Genomic DNA, 21,348 nt, shown 5'->3' on the forward strand with positions numbered 1-21,348 from the left:
GGCGAGATGGACTGGCTGACGGACTGCTACGCCTGCCTGGCCGGTCAGGCAATCCTTGAACGGGTTCCAGGCCGGGTCTCCAGCGAAGTGGACGCACGCTTGTCCTTTGACACTCGCGCCACCGTGGAAAAGGCTCGTCGATTGATGGCCATCTATCGGGAACTGGACGTGGACCCGTCGCGCATCCTGATCAAGACTGCGGCCACCTGGGAAGGCATCCGCGCAGTAGAAGTGCTGGAAGAGGAAGGCACCCGCTGCAATGTAACCCTGGTGTTCAATCAGACCCAGGGCCTGGCTGCGGCAGAAGCCGGCGCCACCCTGATCTCTCCCTTCGTGGGCCGTATCTTTGACTGGCACCGCAAACAGGGTATGGAAATGGCCACTGCCGATGACGATCCGGGCGTGCAGTCCGTGCGCCAGATCTACCGCACCTTCAAGGCGCGCGGCCTGGAGACCATCGTGATGGGCGCCAGCTTCCGCAACGCCGGCCAGATCGAAGCCCTGGCCGGCTGCGACAAGCTCACTATCAGCCCGGCCTTGCTGGGGGAACTGGCCGCCGATACCGGTAGTCTGACTCAAGTACTGGATGCGGAGCTGGTGGCCCCGGAAGACGATTGGCACGCCATTACCGAGGCCGCCTTCCGCTGGCAACTCAATGATGATGCCATGGCCAGTGACCTGCTTGCCGATGGCATCCGCCGCTTCGCCAAAGACCAAGTGGCGCTGGAAACCCTATTGCAGGAGGAAGGTGTAATTTGAATTGGTTGAACCGACTCTTTCGCCCCGACCAGCCCCAACAACAGACCAGCGAGCACGACCTGCACCGGGCGGCGGCCGCCCTGCTGCTGGAAGTGGCTCGCACCGACGGCACCGTGGCCCCGGAAGAATCACAACGCCTGATCCAGGCGGTGGAAAAGCACTGGCATCTGGACCCACAGGAAATGGATGACATCCTCACGGAACTGGAAAACCGCGTGGACCAGGCCACCGATCTGTTCGAATTCACTCGCCCCCTTCGCGATCACTGGGGACCGGAACCCAGGGTCACACTGATCGAGGAAATGTGGGCCATGGCCGCTGCCGACGGCCATGCAGATGCCCACGAAGAACACCTGATCCGCCGGGTCAGCGATTTGCTGTATGTGTCTCATGGGGACTACATTCGGGCTAAGCTTAAAGCAACTGAATTCAATTGATAATGGATAGTTGATAATTGATAGCTGCGCGAATGATCTTGCTACCAACATAAAACGCAAGAGGCCGCGATCAAACCTGAACCGCGGCCTCTTGCGTTGATGACAACTGACAACCTGTTCCGTGCCGTTATCAATTATCCATTCTCAATTATCAATTGCTTCACCACCCCTCATCTTCCAGCTCCGAATCTCGCTGTTCCACATCCGGGAAACGCAAAGAAGGGGCATCGCCGGATTCAAAGCGGCGGCGCTGCAGGTAGGCATTGCGCAGGAAGGTGTAACGGTCACCAACGATATTGCGCTCCAGGTCCAGCAGATCCGCACGCAAATCCACCACGTACAACGCCGTAAGACTGTAGCGCGTCAGGTCATGTTCGATGTAATGGCGAGGGCGCATGTAATCTTCGGGGATAATTGACGCGGCATCGCGAACTGTGGACGGCCCCCAGAAAGGTAGCACCAGGTAATTACCTTCCGGAATCCCCCAGCGAGCGAAGGTCAGGCCCAGGTCGGTATTGTGCTTGTCCAGATCGACCTTGCTGGCCACATCAAACAGACCTCCGATGCCCAGGGTACTGTTGACAGTAAAACGGCCAAAGTTGTGGCCGGCATGGCCCCACCGCCACTGCAACACACTGTTCAGACCGCTACGAAAATCCCGCAGATTCTCGAAGAAGCGGGTCACGGTGTCATCAAACCAGCTTGGTGTCGCCTTGCGATAGCCCTTGGCGGCGGGTTTGAGGGCGTATTTGTCGAGGGTTTCGTTGAAGGCAAAGATCTTGCGGTTGATGTCTTCCCAGGGGTCGTCATCCTTTGGCTCGCTGCCTTTGGGAGCATCGAAGGGAGAAGAGGCATCACCCCAGTCTTCACCTTCCGCGCCAGCGACGGCGCAGGAAACACTCAGCAATACAGTCAGTAGGAAATAACGCACGGTCACCCCGAAAAGTCATAGACGCAGCATTATAGCGACCCTGTCGCCCCCCCGAACAGGGGGGCGAGCAATCTACAATGCTATCGCTCCCTTAAACCGGCCGGGACAGGCGGCGAGCGAACCAATAATCCAGGCTCAGATATCGGCCAGCCCCGTAAAAGAACAGCACCAGAAGCATGATGAAATAGGTAGCAGCGAATTCGATGCCATTGTTAAGAACGACCAAGTTGCCCTTTTCCGTCAGCCAGGGGTAATTACCCTGTTCACGCAGAATCATCTTGGCTCGTGTTAACCGCTCACCCACAGCCTCACTGTTCTCCAGGCTGGCCTGAGCCCCGGGAAAGCCCACCTGGGCCAACGGTAATGCCGTGCTGGTAGCAGGGTCAGAGGGTGCGATTGCAAACCACCCGTGCTGCCAATGCACCGTTGCCATGGCAACAAGCATGGTAAACATAAGCGGCAATGTGATGTACCGGGTCAGTAGCCCCAGGAGTAAAAGCACCCCACCCAACAGCTCTGTCGCGGTAGCCAAAAAAGCCAATAACGCCGGGAAGGGCAAGCCCAACCCCCATTCCTGGTTTCCGAACCAGGCGACCGTGCTGTCGAAACTTACAGCCTTGTTGTATCCGGCACTGATCATTACCGGAGCCAGATACAAGCGCAGCGCCAGAGGCGCCAGGAAATCCAGGGAACGGGTACGATTCAGCACATCATGAATAGAAAACAATAACGCGTTGCTCATCAGGAATCCTTACAGGCTGCTTAGTGTCGTCCCAATAAGGATGTCTCGTTCACGCATTTGTTGCAGAATTTCCAGAGAAAAAGACGCCAATTTACTGACATCGGAAAATTGCATCTCTTTCGCCAATATCGCGACAACCTGGTGCCCTGTGAGTCCAGGGTTTTCATCAATGAGCTGTAACAACCGGGCGGTTGGCGCATTAATTTCCATGAACCGCACCTTGTCATCCCTGCCTCGATAGACCAATAACCACAACGTTTGCTCTAACGGAGTCTGGGGTTGAAATTCGGCACATATTTCATGGACCGGGTACTGGTAACTCAACACAACATGAAGGGGGCTTAGCTGTGGAATGGCACGCAACAGGTCGCCCTCGGGATGAAACCCGGTGGCGGGAAAGGTTTCTGTAGACGCATCCAGTACCAGCTCCATCCACTCATAGTGAGCCAGTTCCAGCAGGAAAGGCGGATCGCCCTCCTCCAGGCCCTGACCGGAAGCCAGGAAGGTGACAAATTCCTGGGGAATTTCCAGAAAATAAGGGGTCTGACAGGCATGCTGATCAAAGAAGGTACGAACCAGCCGTTGCCAACGCTGCGCATCCAGAATGGAATACAGCACAGGAAACCCCTGGATGATAAAACCGTTTACGTTGTTGAAAAAAAGCGTTCGGTAAATATCCAGCCGACGTTCTTCGATATCGCCGGGGGCTGAGTGGTTTTGCGGATTGCGTAGATGTGCCGCAAATCGCCGCTGCAGGGTTTGAAAATCGGCCTGGCTCATCCCAGTTTCCGTGTCGTTGACGGCTGCTGATGCTGATAACGGCCAATTTTCTGAAGCTCACTGAACAGCTCTTCATTGCCGGGGAAATTGAAATCCCGCTCCAACAAGGTAGGCAAGGCACCAAACTCACGGTAGGCATGCTCCAGCAATGCCCACACAGGATCAATAACCGCACTGCCGTGGGTATCGACTTTCAGATCTTCCGCCTCATCAAAGTGGCCGGCGATATGCACGTAACAGATACGCTCACCCGGCAACGCACTGATAAAATCGCGGGGGTCATAACCGTGGTTAATGCTGTTCACGTAGGCGTTGTTCACATCCAGCAACAACTCACAGTCCGCCTCTTCCAGTACCGCATTGACGAACTCGATTTCTGACATTTCCGCGCCGGGAGCAGCATAGTAACTCACGTGCTCGATGCCGATGGGCTGCTCAAGAAAATCTTGTACCTGGCGAACCCTGTCTGCCACGTAATGTACTGCCTCTTCCGTAAAAGGAATCGGCATCAAATCGTAGAGGTGGCCATGGTCGCTACAGTAGCTCAGGTGTTCCGTATAACGGCGAATATTGTGTTCCTTCAGGAACCCTTTCACCGATTTCAATAATTCAAAATCCAGAGGCTGAGGCCCGCCAAGGGACAGGCTAAGGCCATGGGTCACAAAGGGAAATTGCTCCGTGAAGGCACGGAACTGCTTGGCCAGACGGCCACCCATGGGTATCCAGTTTTCGGGTGCCACCTCCATAAAATCAAAGGGCGCACTTTGCGGAGAGTCGAGGGTCGGAGAAAGCGGGCCCATCAGGGCCCGCCGAAGACCCAGGCCCACTCCGGACACTGGTGTCTCAGGTTTCATGCATTAGCTCCTGCCTTATTAGGCACCACCGCCGCATTTGCCTTCACCACACTTGCCTTCGCCTTTCTTGTCATCGCCACATTTGCCCTCGGCGCTTTTCTCGCCGCAGCTACCTTCAGCGCTTTTTTCACCACAGCTACCTTCGCCACTTTTTTCGCCGCAGCTACCTTCTGCTTTCTTGTCACCGCATTTGCCTTCACCACACTTACCTTCAGCGTGGGCACCAGCCAATTGGTAACCGGCTTGCAGATCAGCGGCTGCGAACGGATTTTCTGCAGCCATCGCCACAGGAGCGGAAAGTGCGGAAGCCACAACAGCGGCACCAACAGTCGCAGCGAGGGGGTTCAGTTTGCTCAACTTAGCCATGTTCAGTCTCCATACATCATTATTAAGGTTGTATCCGAAACCGCACAATGCGGCTCAGGCAAACCACGTTGTTTTGCGTAGCGCCTGATTCAGACAATATAGAGATGAAGCCGTGAGGTAAACGTTACAGGCAGCATGAAAAAAGGCCGCAGAATGCGGCCTTCGTGAAGCTGACGTGAAACCGGCGGGCGGTTACTTGATCCGGTTCACAATCACACTACCGATGGAGTAACCGGCGCCAAAGGAACAGATCACCCCCTTGGTATCCACCGGCAGGTCCGCGTTGTACTTGTGGAAAGCAATAATGGAACCGGCGGAGCTGGTATTGGCATAGTCGTCGAGAATGACCGGGGCTTCCTCACGGGTGGCCGGGCGACCCAGTACCCGCTTGGAGATCAGTTCATTCATGCTCAGGTTGGCCTGGTGCAGCCACATTCGGCTCAAGGACTCCACCGCCACACCGGTATCGGACAGATGGGAGGAAATCTGCTCGGCTACCATCGGGCAGACTTCCTTGAATACCCGGCGCCCTTCCTGGCGGAACAACTTGTCGCGAGCGCCAACGCCGCTTTCGTCGGCACGGTTCAGGAACCCGAAATTGTTGCGGATATTGTTGGAAAATTTGGTCTGCAGGCGCGTGCCCAGTACTTCCCACTGGTTGGCGGAGGTAGCGTCTTCCTTACGCTCCAGGATCACGGCGGTAGCCACATCCCCAAAGATGAAGTGGCAGTCGCGATCTTCCCAGGCCAGGTGCCCGGAGCAGATTTCCGGATTCACCATCAGCACCCGACGGGCGCTGCCATTACGAATGGCATCGACACCGGCCTGAATCCCGAACGTGGCGCTGGAACAGGCCACGTTCATGTCATAACCCCAGCCATGATCCATGCCCAGCGCCGCCTGTACTTCCACGGCCATGGCCGGGTACGGGCGCTGCATGTTGGAACAGGCCACCAATACCGCATCCAGGTCGTCGGCGGTCAGATTGGCATTCTCCAAAGCCTGCTTTGCTGCTTTTACGGCAATTTCTGCCTGAATGGAGACGTCATCGTCAGATCGCTCGGCAATGTTCGGTGCCATTTTTTCCGGGTCGAGAATGCCGCTTTTATCGATCACAAAACGCTGTTTGATACCGGACGCCTTTTCGATAAAGGCGCTATCGGAGGGACCCAATGCCTCCACTTCGCCAGCCTCGATGGCCTGGGCATTTTTCTCATTGAAACGCTTCACGTATTCGTTGAAGGATTCCACCAGCTCGTCGTTGGTGATGGTCTGCTCCGGGGTCCACAGACCGGTGCCACTGATTACTACAGAATAGCTCACAAGCGAGTCCTCGCACTCGAGCGAGGCAAAGGGCCCCGCTCCACAAATGGGAATAATGGGTCGATTATCCGGATTCGGGGTGGCCAGCGCAAAGGGGGTGAGTAGATAGCTGTCAGGCTTTCTACAGGGCCACTTTAGGAGCGCCGCTTGAGGCGCGAACCGGGCGTAGCGTTTTGTTATGCCTGATCGTCTCCCTACCCTTCCTCGCGCGAGGTTCGCGCCTCAAGCGGCGCTCCTACAGCATCTTCGTAGAGAGGATCGCTGATCAGCAGAGTTCCCACTGCTTGTTGAGACGCTTGGCAGAGACCGGGACCCGGGTGCCTAGCTGTTGTGCAAAAAGGCTCACCCGATATTCCTGCAACATCCAGAAATACTCTTGTAGAGGCGCCGGCTGCTGCCACAGGGGCAGACCCGCAGCACGAGTGGCGTATTGCTTGTCACAGGCCTCCAGCTCTGCGGTTAGGGTGCGGTCCTTGCCGATCTGGCCACCCAGTTTGTCCAGACGATGACCGATGGCCTCCAGGTATCGGGGATACTCCATTAACCAGGGCCAGGGCACCTGCAACAGGAAGTCGTCACGGAACAGGTTGCCCAGTTGTTGCTTCAGGTCCCGGTGGGCATGGGCCCAGGCCAGCGGGAAGTTTTTTTCCAGCTTACCCATCAGCTGCCGATAATCGGCGAACAGCTTGCCGAAGGCGGTCAATTGCTGGCCTGCCCAGGGCACGAAATCCCCACGGTGGGCATCCAGACGGGCCCGGAAGGCGGCCTCATCGCGTACCGGCTCGTCCAGCCGGAAATGCTCTGCCAGCAGACGCAGTACCGCATGATCCAGTGCCTGGCGGGCCATGGCGCCCTTCTCGCCCTTGAGCTTCTGGAAACCGGGCATCTGCGTGGCCTGTTTGCGCAGGTCCCGCAGCTGGACACTGAGCTTGAAGCCCAGCAGTCGCACCGTGCCCCACCGATGGCTCCAGCGCGCGTCATCGGCATCATCCCGGTAGCGCAGCACCACCGCATCACCATCACCTTCCAGCGCCGGATAGCGGCGAACCACCATGCCCCCCAGATCCTGTTCCCTGGTTTCCGGTAAGGTGCCGAACAGCCATTCCTGGCCACGCAGGGCCGGCTCCTCCGCCGCGGGTTCCGGCAGGTTACGGGTGACGCCATCCAGCTTGTCACGGACTTCGTCCAGGTGGCGTCCCTGGGCCAACACCTTGCGTTTGCCATCCACCCGGTCCACCACCTGGATGAACATGCGCAGATGATCCGGCAGCGTGGCATCCTGCCACTCTTCCCGCTCGATACGTACACCGGTTATGCGTTGCAGCTCCCGGGTCATGGCAGACAACAACGGCTCCTGCGGATTCAGGGTTTCCAGCAGCGCACTGACGAAATCCGGCACCGGTACAAAGTGACGTCGCCGGGCCTTGGGCAACGCCCGGATCAGGGCTTCCAGTTTTTCCCGCAGCAACCCGGGCACCAGCCAGTCCAGGCGGGTATCCGGCACCTGATTGAGGACCGCCACGGGGACAATCAGGGTGACGCCGTCGCGCTCGCCGGTGGGGTCGAAGCTGTACTCCAGGGGCAGGCTGATGCCATCCAGGCGCAGCTGATCCGGGAACTGGTCGTTGCCCAGATCCGGGCTGCGCGAGAGCAGGAAATCCCGCGCCATCAGCAACGCAGCCTTCTGCTCCTGCGTGGCCTTTTTGTTATACCAGCTCATCAGCCCGGCCAGGCTGGTCACGTCCTGCGGCAACCGCTCATCGTAGAAGGCCACCCGGACCTCCTCATCCACCAGGATATCGCGCCGGCGCAGCTTGTGTTCCATCTCCTCCAGCGCTTCGAACTGCTCCCGGTTGGCCTTCACAAAGGGCGGTTCGCGGTGCAATTCTCCCATCACCAGTCCTTCCCGAATCATCAGCTCGCGGGCTTCCTGGGGATGGATGGGGGCATAGTTGACACGCCGACCAGTGGCCAGGATCAGGCCGAACAGGTTGACCTGTTCCTTGGCCATGGCACAGCCCCGTTTCTTCGACCAATGCGGCTCGAAATACTGGCGTTTGACCAGATGAGCGGCGGCGGCCTCCACCCATTCCGGCTCGACACGCGCTACGGTACGGGCAAACAGTCGGCTGGTTTCCACCTGCTCCGCCGCCATCAGCCAGCGGGCCTTGGTTTTCGACAGCGACGAGCCGGGCCAGATCAGGGGCTTGCGATTACGTGTGGACAGCCACTCGCCCTCATCGGTGCGCTGCATCACGTTGGCCAGCAGGCCGGGCAACAGGGCCTGATGCAAGGGCCCATAGGCTCCCTCTGCGAGCCCCTGCTCATTCATAGTCGGCGGGTTCAGCTCCCAACCCTGCTCTTTACACAGCAACAATAACTGGCGGTGGGTATCGCGCCATTCACGCATGCGGGTGGGCGACAGGAAGGTTTTCTTCAGCAGCTTCTCGTACTGGTTGCGGCTGAGTGCTTCGCGCTGGCTGTCCGCCCACTGCCACAGCTTCACGAAAAACAGGAAATCCGAGTCCTTGTCGGTGAACGGCTGGTGCGCCTGGTCCGCTAGCTGTTGCTTGTCGTGGGGCCGCTCACGGGGATCCTGGGCGGCCAGGGCCGAGACAATGATCAGCGCCTCTCGCAGCACCTTCTGCTGTGCAGCGGCTACCAGTATACGCCCTAGGGTAGGATCCAGCGGGAAGCGGGCCAGTTGTCGACCCAGGGGGGTCAGGGTTTGTTTCGGCGTCAACGCGCCCAACTCGTCCAGCAGCCTGTAACCGTCACGGATCAGTCGACCGTCCGGCGGTTCGATAAAGGGAAAGTCTTCCACACGCCCCAGGCGCAGATCCGCCATTTGCAGAATCACTGCCGCCAGATTGGTTCGCTGAATTTCCGGATCAGTAAACGCAGGCCGATTCAGGAAGTCGTCTTCGTCGTAAAGGCGAAAACAGATACCGGGCATGATGCGCCCGCTACGCCCGGCCCGCTGGTTGGCGCTGGCTTGGCTGACCGGCTCCACCGGCAACCGCTGTACCTTGGAGTGCACACTGTAGCGGCTGATCCGGGCGGTACCGGCATCAATCACATAGCGGATGCCCGGCACGGTGAGTGAGGTTTCCGCCACATTGGTGCTGAGCACCACCCGCCTGCCCCGGTGAGAAGCAAAGATACGGTGCTGCTCGGCCTGACTCAGCCGCGCATAGAGAGGCAGGATTTCCGTGTCTCTCAGCTCGCACCGCTTCAGGTGATGATGCACATCGCGAATGTCCCGCTCGCCGGCCAAAAATACCAGTACATCCCGGGCCACGGGCAGGCCATCACGGCGCTCCTCGCGCTGAATCTCCTCCAGCACCTCTTCGATCTGCCGGGACAGTTCCTGACCGTCAGCAGGTGGGCGATAGCGCATTTCCACCGGGAAAGTCCGCCCGGATACTTCCAGCACTGGCGCATCACCGAAGTGATTGGCAAAGCGTTCATGGTCGATGGTGGCCGAGGTAATAATGAGCTTGAGATCGGGGCGCTTCGACAACAGCTGCTTGAGATAGCCGAGCAGAAAATCGATATTCAGGCTGCGCTCGTGGGCCTCATCGATGATCAGGGTGTCGTAGTGGTTGAGAAAGCGATCCCGCTGGATCTCATTGAGCAGCATGCCATCGGTAAGTACCTTGATCAGGCTGGTCTCGCTGACTTGCTCGGAAAAGCGCACCTTGAAGCCCACGGTGCTGCCGAGAGGACTGTTCAGCTCTTCCGCTACCCGGCTTGCCACCGCTCGTGCCGCCAGGCGCCGTGGCTGGGTGTGACCGATGGTGCCCTCGATGCCCCGCCCCAGCTCCAGGCAGATCTTGGGTAGCTGGGTGGTCTTGCCGGAGCCGGTTTCCCCGGCAATCACCACCACCTGATGGTCGCGGATGGCAGTCTTGATCTCCTCGCGACTGGCAACTACCGGCAGGTCCGGCCAGTTTAGAACGGGCTGAGACGCCTGGCGTTTTTCCCGATTGGCAATGGAATCGGCAATAGCCGTGGATATCTTCTCCAGCGCCTTGTCATTGCGCTTGTCGGCAGGCAAGCGTGACAGACCATCAATCCGCTTTTTCAAACGAAAATGGTCCGCTCTGCGAACGTTATCAAGCTGGCTGTAAAGTGCTTTTAAAGACATGAAAAATTCAATCAACCATAAAACGTCGTAGGAGCGGCGCTCTCTGCGCCCTGCGGGTATGAGCAGCGAATCTCCTTCGCAAGCAGGTTCGCGGCTCAAGCGCCGCTCCTACGGCCTGTTTTCTGTCGTTATTCATTCTCAACTATTAACTATTCATTGCCTTTCCAGTGCAGCCAGGCTTTACCCTTCTCGGTTAACCCGCCCTTGGCGATGGTCAAATACGCCGTGCTGGGCTCGCTGGGCGCCACTTTCACCTTGAACTTCATCAGTTCGTCGCGGCGGAAAGCATGCACTTCCACGATTTCGCCGGGCAAAAAGTTGGCCATCAGGTTGTCGATATTGCTCTGGGTGGCCTGCAGGCCATCCACGGCGATAATCACATCGCCGGCGGACAGGCCTGCCGCCATGGCCGGGCCCTGCTCGAATGCCACGGCAATCTTGGCGCCCATCGAATCGCCGACCACCCGCACACCCAGATTGGCAATACCCTCCTTGCCCGGTTTCCCCCCGTTGTCGCCGTGACCGGCGGCACTGCGCCAGTTGAGCTCCACGCCCCGTTCGGCCAGCAGCTCTGCCAGGGGCAGATCCTCGGTGCTATAAAGCGCCCGCTCGAAAAAGTCGCTCATGTCGCAACCGGCCACTTCCTCGGCCAGGGGCTGTATGCCCTGCTCCGGCACGCCTTCGCCGGTCTGCCCGTAACGGGCCCAGAGCAAACGCATGAGATCGTCCAGGGACTTTTCCTCACCGGTCAGGTTGCGCAGGGTCAGATCCAGCGCCAGCGCCACCAGGGAACCCTTGGTGTAATAGCTGACGATGGCATTGGGGGCGTTTTCATCCTGCTTGTAGAAACGGGTCCAGGCGTCAAAACTGGATTCGGTGACGGTTTGCTTGTGACGGCCCTGGCCGCGATACACCCGGCTCAGGGTCTGCCCGAGCAACTCCAGATAGCTCTGCGGCGCAATCAGCCCGGTGCGAGTCAACGACAGGTCATCGTAGTAGCTGGTGATGCCCTCGAAGGCCCACAATAATTCCGTGTGCACTTCCTGAGACAGGTCGAACGGCGTAAACGCCGCCGGCTTAATCCGCTTGATATTCCAGGTATGGAAATATTCGTGGCTGCACAGGCCCAGATAATTGCGATAGCCATCGCGCACCTTGCCCGGCTCGTCGGTACGTTTGGGCAGGTCATCGCGGGCACACATGAGGCTGGTGGAATTGCGATGTTCCAGGCCACCATAACCATTGCCGGTGACCAGGGTCATGAACAGATAGCGGTCCATGGGCGCCGGTTCGCCGAACATGCGGATATGGTGCTCGCAGATGGGTTTCAGGTCCCGGCACAGCCGCGCCATATCGGTCCTGTGACGACCAGCCATCACCACCCAATGCGGTACGCCGCAGGCTTCAAACTGGGCATACTCGAACGGGCCCATTTCCACCGGATGGTCGATCAGGGCGTCGTAGTTGTCTGCCCGGAAGCGGCCAAATGCCAGCTCCGAACCACTCAGCCGCGGCAGCCCGGTGGCCAGGTGCCAGCCCAGATAGGCGGGGCCTTCCGGTGCTTCGATGTCCACTTCACAGGGCTGATCCTCGTGCCCCATGGGCGCCAGGAAGACACAAGTGCCATTGAAATAGCCGTGGGTGGTATCCAGATGGGCACCACGTACGGACAGGTCCCAGGCATAGACGTGATAATGCAGCTGCACCGGACCGTCGCAGGGCGGTACCTGCCAGGTTTGCTTGTCGATTTTCGCGACTGGCAGAGTCTCACCCTGGCAACTGGCTTCCAGATACACCAGATGGCGGGCAAAATCACGGATCATATAGCTGCCGGGAATCCAGGCCGGCAGGGTAAACGCCTGCCCTTCCGGGGTCGGGTTCGCCACGGTGAGCGTCACTTCAAAAAGATGAGCTTCAGGGCGCAGTGGGCGAATCCGGTATTCAATCATGGTCTCTCCTGGAAATCGGGCAGCGTACAACAGCGTCCGGCATGGTAGTTGCTGCATCACCCTGTTGCCATAGCTGTTATTATGCCATGGTCCGGAACAGGCTCAGGAAGCCTGGCCGGCAGGCTGCCGGCTGAGCATTTATCCTCGCCAGGGACGCCTTAATAACACAGGCACCAACCTGTCCACTGACCGCGCCGCCGGAGAATGTTATGAGCAAGCAGATGCGCTACCTGAACACGGGCGACGGCCATTCCACCGCTATCCACCACTGGCCTACCCAGGCAGCAACGTCCAAAGGCATTCTGGTCTGGCTGCACGGCATGGCGGAGCATGGTGCCCGTTATGAGCCTCTTGCGAAAGCACTGAACGAACAGGGCTGGCATCTGTATTGTCCGGATCATCGCGGCCATGGCCTGAGTGTTAGCGAGGCCTGCCCGAAAGGGCATTTCGGCGACGACAACGGCTGGGATTGTCTGGTTGAGGATGCCCTGGCAGTGATCGCCATGGCCCGTGAAACCCACCCGGGTCTGCCCTGCGTGCTTGGCGGCCACAGCATGGGCTCTTTTATTGCCCTCGCAGCAGCCCAACGCAGCGGTGAGAATCTGTCGGGGCTGGTGCTATGCGCCAGCGATTACCACCCGGCAGCCTACTACACCCTGATGGGCCTGCCGGTGAAACTGACCCGTCACCGTAATGGTAAGCGCGGGGTCAGTCCGCTGATTCGCAGAATGACCTTCCGGGCCTGGGCCAAACGAGTGCCGGACCCGAGTACCGAGTTCGACTGGCTGAGCAATGATCGCGATCAGGTACAACGCTATCTGGACGACGACCTGTGTGGCTTCGATTGCACCACGGAGTCATGGTGTCAGTTGATTGAGGGCTTACGCCAGATCCACAGCATCGTCCAGCTCGCCGAGCTGCCCGACCAACTTCCGGTCCTGCTGCTTGGTGGCGAGCAAGATCCCATGAGCGACATGGGCAAGGGCATGATGGCTCTGGAGCAGGTGTTGCATACCATGGAGCAGCCATTGACCGCCCACTTCTGGCCCGAAGGGCGCCATGAAATTCTCAACGATCATTGCCGGGACCAGGTACTGGATGCGATGAGCCAATGGCTTGAGCCTCTGGCACTGAAGGGCTGAAAGCCGGCCAAGCTCCTCCTCCATCAGAGTGATTCCCTGATGCATCTGCCCTGCTGACAAGGCTCCAACGATGGGTTTTGCGGCTGTCGGCAAAATATCGGATAACAAACGTAACGCCTATGATTTCCGTTTTCTTCGGTTATTGCTGCGCTGCAAGGGATCGGCCCAACACTCCTCAGTGTGAACATTCAGTGCACTGAACAGACCGACTGCAACCGTCAGTTCGATGCGCGGGATCTGAAGTGCTCTCGGTTTCTACCATCAAGCGATCACTCTCAACACCTCCTGGATTCGCGACTCTAGACAACGTTTCCCTAAAAGGCTGAGTCAAATCCATGCCTGTAATACCTGCAGAGCAAAAAGAGCGAAATCATTCAGCTCCGCCCTAGAGTGAGGTCGAGATATCTGCCCATATCGAAGCGACCCCATAAAAAAAGCGCGCCAACAAGGTTGGCGCGCTTTTTCCAATCAGACGTAACGAGTGTTACTGGGAATTATTTCAAAAGGTTGTTTTTGATGTCCTTAAGGCCTTCCAAGGTGCTATCCCAGGTTTTTTCCACACTGGCTTTTACATCTTCCCAGCGCGCGTTGCTATCATTACGGACTTCATCCAGCCGCGCCGCCAGTTCCTGACGTTTTTCTTTCAGTTCCAGCTTACGGCTTTCCCACTTGTGGCGAACATCTTCACTGGCTTGGTCCGCCTTGACTTGCAACTGGTCGAATTCATTATCCAGCTCGTTCAGCTTACCTTTAATCTTTTCGATGAAAGCATTGCGATCCATCACAATCTCCTTTCAATGAATGGGTACCCCTTATCATGGGGCTGCCAAGACACTTTTCCATGGCGACTTTGTAAAATATCAATTTACAGAGTTTTCAGCATGGGCTGCACAAACGGTTAGCCCTCTTCTTCCTCCAGCGCCGACACATAGCCCAGATAACGGTTCTTGATCTGCCGGACATATTTCACCGGCTCGGCCCCGCGCACATAGCCGTAGCGAGCCTGACGGGCGTACTCCGGCCGGGAAAGTAACAGCATGGCCTCTTCCACGTTGCCGAACCATTTATCCGGATCCTTGCCCAGACGTTCCGCCAAGCGGCGTGCGTCTTCCACATGGCCGTGCCCGGCGTTGTAGGCAGCCAGAGTAAAATACAGCTTCTCCGCCAGGTCCAGACGTGCCGGGAAACGCTGTTCCAGCCAGTCCATATAGGCCACACCTGCCGCCACTCCGTTCTCTGGTCGAGTCAGGTTGCTATACCCGAGTTGGCGCCCGGTACGCGGCATCACTTGTAACAAGCCCTGCGCCCCGGCAAACGAGCGCGCCTTGGGATTGAACCGGCTTTCCTGGTACATCTGCGAGGTAATCAGACGCCAATCCAGCCCATATTTAAGGGCTTCGCTTTTTACCAACTCGTCGTAGGGAGAAATCGCTTTCCCCGATCCAACGCGATAGGCCTCGTGGGTATTGATGGTTTTTTTCTCGCGGAAGTAGCGGTTATAGGTGATGTTGTAGTTCAGGCCGCGGTAATGGCGGGCGATGTAGCTATTAAGCTGCTCTTCCAGCGCCTGCTGTTCAGGTCGCAGCCCCCAGCCAATTTCCTTGGCGGGTTCGAATTCAAACAACACCGCAATATCTTCCCGGTAGGTGGACTCCATGGCGGCCAGATGACTATCGGCCATGGTCAGATCATATTCGCCATTGGCGACAGCATTAATCAGCATCTCGGTGCTGGCGCCCGGCACCTCCTGAACGATGAAGGGAAAATCACTCTCTCGGAGTTTCTGCAGGGTATCGTAATAGGCGGTTTCAGGGTTGACGGCTACGGTACGACCGGCCAACTGGCCGATGTTTTCCAGCGGCGCTTCATCGGAACGGCCGATCAATTGCTCGTTTACTTCCAAATAACGATCACTGAACATCCAGCCCTGTTTCTGGCGATCCTCGGTAACGGTCATGGAAGCCGCAATGACATCTCCCTCGCCGGCCTGCAGCGCTGCAAACATGGCTGAAGGGCTGTCTCGGACAACGACACTCACTCTCAGCCGATGCTTCTTGGCAAAATCGTTGATCAAGTCGTAATCAAACCCCATCAACTCCCCACGCCACATGAAATAACTGGCGGGATTGTTGGAGGTAATGACTCGCAGAACGCCGTGCTCCTTGATCGCCGACCAGTCACGCTTTTCTTGTTCTTTGACAGAAGATATAACCCGCTCACTGGTTATGTACTGGTTGATGCGATCCAGCAGCTCGGTACTGTCCTGCCTCACTGCCCAGGCGATGCGCCGTTTACGGTTCACCACCGGGCCGATAGCTGCCTCGCCATCAGGGCTGATAAGGACATCCAACATGTTGCTATCGATAATAGTGGCAGCCAATTCCCCGGATTCCACTCCCTCAACCAGTTCTTCGTCGGAAAGGTTGGCATCCAGAATGTCCACCGAAATGTTGTCATGGCGCCGGGCCAGTTTTTCTGCGGTTTCCTGGTAAGAGGTCCCTTCCGGAACCGAAATAGTGAGGTTTTTCAGCTTGGTCAGAGTCAGATCTGCCTTCTCTGCAGGAACAACGAGGTTTTCCTGCACCGCATTTACCGGCGTAGAGAATGCCAGGGTTTTCTGTCGGTCTTTCGTCACCGAATAGTTCGTCACGATAACGTCGGCAGCACCCGCATTGATGAGTGCACCCAGCTCCGCAAAGCTTTCCGCGTAGACCCAGCGGGGCTGCAGCCCCAGGTGCCTGACAAACGCCTCGGCCTGGGCCTGATATTCTCTGGCAGGAACCCCCTCCCGGGGCAGGCCGGAGGGCTCATCGAAACGGGGAGCCAACAGACGGATATAGCCTCGCTCCTGCAAGGCAGGCAAATCGCCGGTTTCTTCATAGTTGTTGAAGGTGCTGACGACTTCGCCGACTCCTGGCTCCTTGTCACAACCTGTCAACAGGGAAACCAACAGACACACTGTCAGAAAAATACGGCTTCGCATGATGCCCCCTTACTGCACTGATTATCATTCTTGAGGCCAAAAATGGCCTTATAGACAGAGTAACGATTCAGGGCGAATCAGGCGATTATTTTGTCGATAGTAATACCGCTGTCACGTGAAGGGGCTAGCAGCAGAAAATCTCATACAAAAAAAGGGGCCCGAAGGCCCCTTTCAGTCACTCCCATGCGAAATCAGGGAGTTCCTACACAGACGTCATGTACACGGAAGGACTTGTTCGCGTTTACCAAGCCAGCGTAATCAAGCTGGATTGAATCAAACGCCTGGCTGGACGCAGGTGCGGCAACGAAACGCTGATCGGAGTTCGCCCCCAAACCTAGCAGGTCCAAATCCAACAGACCGCCACCGACGGTTGCACTGTCGACTTCTACCCCATCGTTGAAGAAGCGGATGGTGATGAAGTTGCCCAGCAGTTCCAGGTTAACCAGTTGAGACGACGGGTCGCTAATCACGAAGCCCACTTCACTGTCAGCGATGTCCATTGAAGTATCGTTAGCGACTGCAGCCACAAATCCGCCGCCGTACACCAGTGCTGCACCGATGTTGATTTGCGCAAAGGTAGCGTTACTAGCATCCAGCGCATTGGCTTCGTCATCTACGGAGCAACCCAAGCAAACACCCAGAACACCACTGTCTGCCGTGTAATCAGTATTTCCAAGCTGCTGGTAGGTGTTGGTGGCGGCGCAATTGAAACCATCGTCATCACACACATCACCTTTACCGTCGCCATCCGCATCAGCCTGATCAAAATTCGGAATCATCGGGCAGTTATCCGTCACATCCGGAATGCTATCGCCGTCGGTATCGGTGGGATCACCGCCGCCGCCATCGCAGACGTCGCCAACACCATTGCCATCGGAATCAGCCTGATCCGCATTGGCAGTAAACGGGCAGTTATCGGTGTCATTCGGGATGCCATCGCCATCACGGTCGTCATCACACACATCACCGATGGCGTCCAGATCCTGATCCGCCTGATCCGTATTCGGCGTGTTCAGGCAGTTATCATTCGGGTCCAGAATAGTGTCACCGTCGCGGTCATCTTCGCACGCATCACCGATGCCATCAGTGTCTGTATCCAGCTGATCATTGTTCGGGGTGTATACACAGTTGTCGTTGTTGTTATCGATGCCATCGCCATCGGCATCATCATCACAAACATCACCGATACCATCATTGTCAACGTCACTCTGCTCAGGGTTGAAGATGGTCGGACAGTTATCAACGCCGTCATCGATGCCGTCGTTGTCTTGATCGTTATTCATGTCACAGGCATCACCGATACCGTCGCCATCGGTGTCTTCCTGATTCGGATTGGCAACTAGCGGACAGTTATCGGTAGGGTTGTCTTCACCATCCCCATCACGGTCGTCATCGCAGACATCTCCAATGCCGTCACCATCCTGGTCTTCCTGCATGGCGTTAGCGTTAGCGGGACAGTTGTCAACGTCATCCGGAACGCCATCATTGTCCTGATCATTGTCACGCGAGACAGGGTTGTTGTTACCAACGCTGCTTCCATCGCCTTCGGCTTCACAGCCTGCCAGCCCCATTCCCAACAAAGCGGTCAGGAGCATGGCAAACAAGATTCTCATTTGCGAGTTCATATCTTTATCCCTTATTTCTCAGTAACGCGGAATTCGACGCGACGATTCATGGCACGACCAGACTGATTTTCGTTGCTGGCGATCGGCTCGATTTCACCGTAACCGCGAGCAGTCAGGCGATCCGCATCAATGCCTTGCTCAATCAGGTATTGCCGCACTGATTTGGCACGCTCGTCAGACAGTTTCTCGTTGTAAGACGCAGAACCGGTGCTATCAGTATGACCGGCAATCTCAACGTTGAAGTTTTGCTGCGCCTTCAACGCCTTGGCCACACGGTTCAGAGAGGGGCCTGAACTTGCGGTAATCTCCGCGGAGTTCAACTCGAAATTGATATTATTGAAGGTGATGGTCTGGTTGGTGATCATGCAGCCATCGGAATCAACTTTGGCACCCTGGATGGTATCCGGACACTTGTCACGATCATCCGGCACACCGTCGCCATCGCTGTCCACAAAGGGCTTCTCGACAATTTTTTCCACTTCACGGGTTTCATAGACGATCTTCTCGACCACAACCACCCTGGTCACACCCAGCGGGATTTCCAGACCCAGGGAGAAGCGCCAGTCATTGAAGCCGCCTTCGTCTTCAGACAGGGTTCCAGTGACGCCGTCAAAGTCGTCATACATGTAACGAGCTTCAGCGCGCAGTTTCAGGCCATTGTCGAAGATAGGCCCCGTTACGGCACCGATGCCTACGTTGGCATGAAGGTCTACACCATCATCATCGTCCGGCACTACATCGTTGTAGATCGCCCCGATATTTGCCAATACGAAAGGCGTAAAGCCTTCACGATCACCGAATGCATAAGCCAGACCTGTGCTGGCCGTGTATTGGTAAAAGTCGGTCGCACCGTCAATGCCGCTATCCAGGCCGTATGCGGCGCCCTCGGTCTCCCACCACCAGTGTTCAGACAGCTCACGGCCATAAATCAGACTGGCACCCAACCCCTTGCGAGAGATTTCACGGTCTTCGTCCAGAACCAGATAGCTGGCCATAGGCGCCAGGTACTGACGAGTAGTGTCCTCTGACTTGTTTTCTGCTAATGCCTGGTTTGCCATGGCCACAGAAAGTGCAAGTGCTGAGAGTCGTATGCATCCTTTCATGGTTACCCCCCTCGGGTATGATTGATCTGTGCAATTATTGAAATAGGATTGGGGGCGCTTTAAAACATCCAACGAGTGCCGTTACGTTGCTTTAATGTTGCCGGATGGTTGCTGGCACCCTATTTTGTTTCTGAGCGTATCTTTTCGTATCAAAAAGAGGGAAATGGCGCCGTTCAAAGGGTTACATTTCACAATTAACCCATATATGGCACGATGGTGCAAATTAATTGGAATGCCATTCTCCATGCGAATATTGCGCACCCGCTACCTACTGCTACTATTCTTGTTTGCCGGCATTATCGGTGGCCTGCTGCACACGGCCTGGCCGTTCCTGTTTTACCCCCGGCAGAACCTGTCTTTTTCATTCCCTGTACAACCGATAACAGCAGATGACTCAACAGCAAAAGCAGGTATCGCTGAACGGGACATTACGCCGCCCGCCGGCATACCCAAGTTCGGTTATTCCGCCTGGGCAAAGGATGCAGACGGCTTTCGCACCCGGCTCAAGGCAAGGGCGTTCTACCTGAAAGGCCCCGGCCAGACCCCGCTTGCTATCGTACAACTGGATCTTGGCAGCGGCTCGCTGGTGCTGCGCCACCGGGTAGCAGAACTGATCGCCGACCATACCGATGTGCCCTCCCATGCCGTGACCCTGCTGGTTACCCACACCCACTCGGGTCCCGGCCAGTATCTGGGCAGCGATTTCTACAATGTTTTCGGCAGTAACCGGCCGGGCTTCGACCCGGCCCTGTTCGAGTTTCTCAGCCAGCGTATTGCCGATGCGGTCATCGATGCTTATGAGTCCCGGCGCGAGGCGCGCTTTGCCGTGGGTCAGAGCGACCTGTTTGGCGTTACCCGTAACCGCTCCATCGAGGCCTGGGCCAATAACTTCCCAGACCGTGATCCCGCCAACGCCGACCCCATGCAGGCAGTGAACCCCACCATGACCCTGCTGCGCATTGACCAGCGCCAGGGCAGCAGCTTCGAACCTGCCGGCGCGCTCAGCCTCTACTCCATCCACGGCACGGCCATACCCCCCTTTACACGTCCCTACCATTCGGATGTCTGGCACTGGATCAGCGAGCAACTGGAAAGCGAATTGGCCAGTTATTACCCCCAATTCATCCACGGCCCCGCCCAGGCAACCCATGCAGATAACAACCCGGCCTGGAAAGAGGACCTGCGCGGCGACCGTGAAGCTGAACGGATCGGCAAGGCACTGGGCAAACATGCCTCACAGCTATTTCATTCCCTGGAAAGTCAGCTCACTGACACCCTCAGCACCGCCGTCGCCAGCCGCCAGCTGGACCTGCTCGACGACATTGATACCGGCCGTTTCGGCCTTTGCGAAAGGGCCATCGCCGGTGCCGCCGTCGCCGGCGCCGCCAACGGCGACGAAGTCTTCCCGATTTCCTATCTCCCGTTTCTGAAGGAAGACTGGCCCCGCCGGGTCTTTACCGACAACTGCCAGGGCGTGAAGCAGTGGATGCTGTCCAAACTGCAGCTGTTGCTACCGCCCGAGCGCTTTCCCCACCAGGCCCTGTTCCAGATTGTGCGCATCAACGACCTGGTACTGGTTCCCCTGCCTTGGGAAATCACCCAGGAAAGCGGCAACAGACTCCGTCAGGCGGTAGCGAGCACCCTGCCCGAAGGCAGCGACTGGAAGGTGGAAATTTCCAGTCTGGCCAATGGCTACTTCGGCTATGCCGTGACTCCGGAAGAATATGCGCTCCAGTACTACGAGGGCGGCCACACTCTTTATGGTCCACACACCCTGGATTTCCTGATTCAGCAGAGCGAGAGGCTGAGCCGGGATCTTCTACAACAAGGCGACATCAACGACATCCCGGCCCAGCAGACCTTTTCCCTGCTCAACCGACAATACTTTCCTGACTCGCTGGCAAGTCCGGGCACAAGGCGCTGGTTAAGCGAGCCTACGCGTCATGACGGCAACGCCACCACCGGCCCTTACTGGAGCCTGCTACTGGAAGCGGAACCCGCGGATCAACTGGCACTGGATCGCCCTCTAATGGCGGTTCACTGCGACGATAAAGTGATCAGCGATGACAGCGCCGAGTTACAGTTGTTGCATCAGCAAGACACTGAGAAAGGGCACGGTCGTTATGAGGTGCGCTGGTACCCCACCACACCCTCTCCTTCCGGGGCCTGCCGTTTCTTCGTTAGCACCAATCAGCCGCAAGCAG

General features: G+C 57.1%; 16 protein-coding genes. 4 read left to right on the forward strand and 12 right to left on the reverse strand.

Features of this window, described 5'->3' with window-relative positions:
- Together B3Q33_RS12845 and B3Q33_RS12850 are read left to right on the forward strand one after the other, a co-directional pair.
- Window positions 1-759 (forward strand): transaldolase family protein (locus B3Q33_RS12845; RefSeq protein ID WP_286828029.1); only part of this gene is annotated, 759 nt, incomplete at its 5' end.
- The gene (locus tag B3Q33_RS12850; protein WP_035244048.1) at window positions 756-1,196 is read left to right on the forward strand and encodes a TerB family tellurite resistance protein; all 441 of its coding nucleotides are present in this window, start codon (window positions 756-758) and stop codon (window positions 1,194-1,196) included. The genes B3Q33_RS12845 and B3Q33_RS12850, both read left to right, overlap by 4 nt.
- A gap of 160 nt (window positions 1,197-1,356) precedes the next feature.
- Here the strand turns inward: B3Q33_RS12850 and B3Q33_RS12855 are convergent, their stop codons facing one another.
- From B3Q33_RS12855 to B3Q33_RS12890, 8 genes are all read right to left on the reverse strand, one after another.
- Complete coding sequence (locus B3Q33_RS12855) at window positions 1,357-2,127, reverse strand: MlaA family lipoprotein (protein ID WP_035244748.1); 771 nt, start codon at window positions 2,125-2,127, stop codon at window positions 1,357-1,359.
- 91 nt (window positions 2,128-2,218) lie between these two features.
- Window positions 2,219-2,869 carry a DoxX family protein gene (locus B3Q33_RS12860; RefSeq protein ID WP_273010210.1) on the reverse strand — a complete coding sequence of 217 codons (651 nt, stop codon included), beginning with the start codon at window positions 2,867-2,869 and terminating at the stop codon, window positions 2,219-2,221.
- Window positions 2,870-2,878: 9 nt separating this feature from the next.
- Entirely contained in the window at window positions 2,879-3,649 is a 771-nt protein-coding gene (locus tag B3Q33_RS12865) for a DNA-binding domain-containing protein (protein WP_273010211.1), read from the reverse strand.
- The gene (locus B3Q33_RS12870) at window positions 3,646-4,503 is read right to left on the reverse strand and encodes a DUF692 domain-containing protein (RefSeq protein WP_273010212.1); all 858 of its coding nucleotides are present in this window, start codon (window positions 4,501-4,503) and stop codon (window positions 3,646-3,648) included. The genes B3Q33_RS12865 and B3Q33_RS12870 overlap by 4 nt, the downstream gene beginning before the upstream one ends.
- Before the next feature lie 18 nt (window positions 4,504-4,521).
- The gene (locus tag B3Q33_RS12875) at window positions 4,522-4,869 is read right to left on the reverse strand and encodes a hypothetical protein (RefSeq protein ID WP_035244042.1); all 348 of its coding nucleotides are present in this window, start codon (window positions 4,867-4,869) and stop codon (window positions 4,522-4,524) included.
- Window positions 4,870-5,061: 192 nt separating this feature from the next.
- Window positions 5,062-6,192 carry a beta-ketoacyl-ACP synthase III gene (locus tag B3Q33_RS12880; protein WP_035244038.1) on the reverse strand — a complete coding sequence of 377 codons (1,131 nt, stop codon included), beginning with the start codon at window positions 6,190-6,192 and terminating at the stop codon, window positions 5,062-5,064.
- Between the two features lie 265 nt (window positions 6,193-6,457).
- Window positions 6,458-10,342 carry an ATP-dependent RNA helicase HrpA gene (gene hrpA / locus B3Q33_RS12885; protein ID WP_273010213.1) on the reverse strand — a complete coding sequence of 1,295 codons (3,885 nt, stop codon included), beginning with the start codon at window positions 10,340-10,342 and terminating at the stop codon, window positions 6,458-6,460.
- Between the two features lie 149 nt (window positions 10,343-10,491).
- Window positions 10,492-12,291 carry a M61 family metallopeptidase gene (locus B3Q33_RS12890; RefSeq protein WP_273010214.1) on the reverse strand — a complete coding sequence of 600 codons (1,800 nt, stop codon included), beginning with the start codon at window positions 12,289-12,291 and terminating at the stop codon, window positions 10,492-10,494.
- A 209-nt stretch (window positions 12,292-12,500) separates the two neighbouring features.
- Between B3Q33_RS12890 and B3Q33_RS12895 the strand changes: the two genes are divergently transcribed.
- Window positions 12,501-13,433 (forward strand): alpha/beta fold hydrolase, encoded by a 933-nt coding sequence (locus B3Q33_RS12895; RefSeq protein WP_273010215.1) that lies wholly within the window; start codon window positions 12,501-12,503, stop codon window positions 13,431-13,433.
- Between the two features lie 494 nt (window positions 13,434-13,927).
- Here the strand turns inward: B3Q33_RS12895 and B3Q33_RS12900 are convergent, their stop codons facing one another.
- The 4 genes from B3Q33_RS12900 to B3Q33_RS12915 form a co-directional block, all read right to left on the reverse strand.
- A complete protein-coding gene (locus B3Q33_RS12900) occupies window positions 13,928-14,215 on the reverse strand; it encodes a hypothetical protein (RefSeq protein WP_035249668.1) in 288 nt (95 codons plus the stop codon).
- A 116-nt stretch (window positions 14,216-14,331) separates the two neighbouring features.
- Window positions 14,332-16,416, reverse strand: coding sequence for a transporter substrate-binding domain-containing protein (locus B3Q33_RS12905; protein WP_272962677.1), 2,085 nt, complete (start codon window positions 16,414-16,416; stop codon window positions 14,332-14,334).
- A gap of 191 nt (window positions 16,417-16,607) precedes the next feature.
- Window positions 16,608-18,029, reverse strand: coding sequence for a thrombospondin type 3 repeat-containing protein (locus tag B3Q33_RS12910; protein WP_273010216.1), 1,422 nt, complete (start codon window positions 18,027-18,029; stop codon window positions 16,608-16,610).
- Window positions 18,030-18,052: 23 nt separating this feature from the next.
- On the reverse strand, window positions 18,053-19,144 hold the full coding sequence (locus tag B3Q33_RS12915) for an OmpA family protein (RefSeq protein WP_273010217.1): 1,092 nt from the start codon (window positions 19,142-19,144) through the stop codon (window positions 18,053-18,055).
- Window positions 19,145-19,388: 244 nt separating this feature from the next.
- Here B3Q33_RS12915 and B3Q33_RS12920 point away from each other — a divergent pair.
- Window positions 19,389-21,348 (forward strand): neutral/alkaline non-lysosomal ceramidase N-terminal domain-containing protein (locus B3Q33_RS12920; protein ID WP_286828030.1); only part of this gene is annotated, 1,960 nt, incomplete at its 3' end.

Origin of the sequence: Alcanivorax sp. UBA3183 (assembly GCF_002364155.1) — a bacterium.
Taxonomy (GTDB): domain Bacteria; phylum Pseudomonadota; class Gammaproteobacteria; order Pseudomonadales; family Alcanivoracaceae; genus Alcanivorax; species Alcanivorax jadensis.